Here is a 3,218-nt window from a genome sequence, read left to right as displayed (position 1 = left end):
GGCCGGCGGCGGCCATGGCGGCAAGGGCAAGGGCCGCGGCGGCGCGAGGAAGGGCGGCCCGTGGCGCATCGTATTCTGGGTTGCGCTCGTGGTGTTCGCCGTCGCGCTCGTGGCGCTCGGCGCCATCGGCTACAGCTACTGGCAGGGCCAGAACGCCTACGACTCCGTGGCCGAGGAGGTGTTCGCGGCGCCCGAGGACCTCGAGGGCACGGCGCTCGCCGACCTCACGGTTGACTGGGACCGCCTTCTGGCCATCAACCCCGACACCGTGGGCTGGGTCTACATCCCCGGCACTGCGGTGAACTACCCCATCGTGCACACGACCGACGACGAGAAGTACCTCACCACCGACTTCAACGGCCAGCAGGCGTGGGGCGCCACGTACGGCTCCATCTTCCTGTCGGCGGCGAACGCGGCCGACTTCTCCGACGCGAACAACATCGTGTACGGGCACCATCTGAACAACGGCTCCATGTTCGCCGCCATCGCGGACTTCGAGAACGCGGACCAGTTCAACGCCCATCGCACGGCCTATATCCTCACGCCGCAGGGCAACTTCAAGCTGCGGTCGCTCTCGCTCGTCCACGTGGCGGCCGACGACCCGCTGGCCCAGACGGCGTTTGCGACGGAGGGGGAGCTGGCCTCCTATATCCAGGACAAGGTCGACCGCTCGGTGGTGGCGGTTTCCGATGCGCCGGCAGCTGCGGATATCGCGCACCTGTTTGCGTTCGCCACCTGCGACAACCTGCCGAGCGATGGGCGCTTCGTGCTGTTCTCGTACCTCGAGGAGAGCACGGTGGCGGGCGTCGCGGCCGTGGGCGGCACCGATGCGGCCGTCGACCCGGAGGCCGCAGCCGCCGTGGACGACGCGTCGAAGGAGGTCGCCGCGTGAGCACGTCCGTGCTTCCCGGGGAGCGTCCCGACCGCTTGGAGGAGGAGTGCGCCGTGTTCGGCGTGTTCGCCCCCGGCGAGGACGTGGCCCGCATGGCCTGCTTCGGGCTGCAGGCACTGCAGCACCGCGGCCAGGAAAGCGCCGGCATCGCCGTGGGCGACGGCGAGACCGTCGTGGCGGCGAAGGACCTGGGCCTCGTGACGCAGGTGTTCGACGAGGCCACGCTCGCAGCGCTCGAGGGCTTCGTGGCCGTGGGTCACGCGCGCTACTCCACGAGCGGCGGCGCCGCGTCGTGGGAGGCCGCCCAGCCGCACATCTCGGCCATCGACGACGTGCTCATCGCGCTCGCGCACAACGGCACGCTCGTGAACACGAGCCGTCTGCGCGCCCGCCTCGTGGACGAGGGCGTGCAGTTCCGCTCGAGCACCGACAGCGAGGTGGCCGCGAAGGCCATCGGCCAGGAGACGCAGGCCACGCACCATCTTCGCAGCGGCATCCGCCGTGTCATGGAGGACCTGTCGGGCGCCTACGCCATGGTGCTGGCCAGCCCCGACTCGCTCTATGCGTTCCGCGACCCGAACGGCATTCGACCGCTGTGCATCGGCGAGCTGCCGGACGGCCGCGGCTGGGCGGTGTCCAGCGAGACGTGCGGCCTCGACATCGTGGGCGCGCGCTACGTGCGCGACGTGGCGCCCGGCGAGATCGTGCGCTTCAACGAGGAGGGCATGCACGCCGAGCAGGGCGTGCCCGCGGGCAGGCCGGCCGCGTGCATCTTCGAGTACGTGTACTTCGCGCGCCCCGACAGCGTGATCGACGGCCAGAGCGTGTACCAGGCTCGCCGCAACATGGGGCGCATCCTGACGCAGGAGGCGCCCGTGGAGGCCGACCTCGTGCTCGGCGTGCCCGACTCGGGCGTGCCGCCGGCGCTGGGGTTCGCGGCCGAGAGCGGCATCCCGTACGCCGACGGCATCGTGAAGAACCGCTACGTGGGCCGCACCTTCATCGAGCCCACCCAGGCCATGCGGCAGCTGGGCATCCGCCTGAAGCTGAACCCGCTGCGCTCGGTGATCGAGGGCAAGCGCCTCGTGGTCATCGATGACAGCATCGTGCGCGGCAACACGTCGAAGAAGCTCGTGCAGATGCTGCGCGACGCGGGGGCGACGGAGGTGCACCTGCGCATCGTGAGCCCGGAGGTGAGGTGGCCGTGCTTCTACGGCATCGACACCGACACGCGCGACCAGCTCATCGCGGCGAACATGACGCTCGACGAGATGAACGCGTGGATCGGCTCGGACTCGCTGGCGTTCATCTCGCTCGCGGGCCTGCGCGCCGCCGTGCCCGACGCGCGCTGCCAGGGCTTTTGCGACGCCTGCTTCACGGGCGACTACCCGGTGGAGATTCCCTCCTCCGTGGCGAAGAAGAGCTTCAAGACGAAGAAGGATTTCGAGGAGATATACGCCGAAGGCGACCAGTAGGGGACCACGATCAAGCAAGGAGCGTTACCATGACCGAGAGAATAACCGTGAGCGCCGCCGGAGCCGACGACGCCCCCGCGATGCCCAGTTGGATGGACGAGGAGGCCACGACCTACGCGCAGGCGGGCGTGGACACGGCCGAGGGCGCGCGCGCCGTGGACGCCATCAAGGGCGTGGTGCACGATACGTACCGGCCCGAGGTGGTCGGCGACATCGGCGGCTTCGGCGGGCTGTTCTCCATCGCGGCGGCCAAGGACATGGACGACCCGCTGCTGGTAAGCGGCACCGACGGCGTGGGCACGAAGCTCAAGGTGGCCCAGCTGGCCGGCAAGCACGACACGGTGGGCATCGACCTGGTGGCCATGTGCGCGAACGACATCCTGGCCACGGGCGCCGAGCCGCTGTTCTTCCTGGACTACGTGGCCATCGGCAAGCTCAAGGCCGAGAACGTGGCCGAGATCGTGGCGGGCATCGGCGAGGGCTGCAAGCAGGCCGGCTGCGCGCTCATCGGCGGCGAGATGGCCGAGCACCCCGGCGTGATGGACCCGGACGACTACGACCTGTCCGGCTTCTGCGTGGGCGTGGTGGACCGGGCGAAGATGCTCGACCCCGCGGCCGTGCGCGAGGGAGACGTGCTGATCGGCCTGGCGTCGAGCGGCCTGCACTCCAACGGCTACTCGCTCGCCCGCAAGGTGTGCGTGGAGGGCAAGACCCACTACGAGCTGCGTCTTGAGCGCGAGGAGCTGGACGGCGCGTGCCTGCAGGACGCCCTGCTCACGCCCACGCGCATCTACGTGAAGCCCGTGCGCGCCGTGCTGGACGCCTGCCCCGGCGCCGTGCGCGCGCTGGCG

3 protein-coding genes are annotated in these 3,218 nt (G+C 70.0%); all 3 read left to right on the top strand.

What is annotated here, in order from left to right:
* Positions 1-892 (top strand): class B sortase (locus GPA_RS09510; RefSeq protein WP_083809036.1); only part of this gene is annotated, 892 nt, incomplete at its 5' end.
* Positions 889-2,367 carry an amidophosphoribosyltransferase gene (gene purF, locus GPA_RS09505; protein ID WP_041239405.1) on the top strand — a complete coding sequence of 493 codons (1,479 nt, stop codon included), beginning with the start codon at positions 889-891 and terminating at the stop codon, positions 2,365-2,367. The genes GPA_RS09510 and purF, both read left to right, overlap by 4 nt.
* Before the next feature lie 29 nt (positions 2,368-2,396).
* A partial coding sequence (purM, locus tag GPA_RS09500) for a phosphoribosylformylglycinamidine cyclo-ligase (protein ID WP_041239404.1) occupies positions 2,397-3,218 on the top strand: 822 nt, incomplete at its 3' end.

Origin of the sequence: Gordonibacter pamelaeae 7-10-1-b (genome assembly GCF_000210055.1) — a bacterium.
GTDB lineage: Bacteria > Actinomycetota > Coriobacteriia > Coriobacteriales > Eggerthellaceae > Gordonibacter > Gordonibacter pamelaeae.
This window is presented reverse-complemented; position numbering and strand designations above follow the sequence as displayed.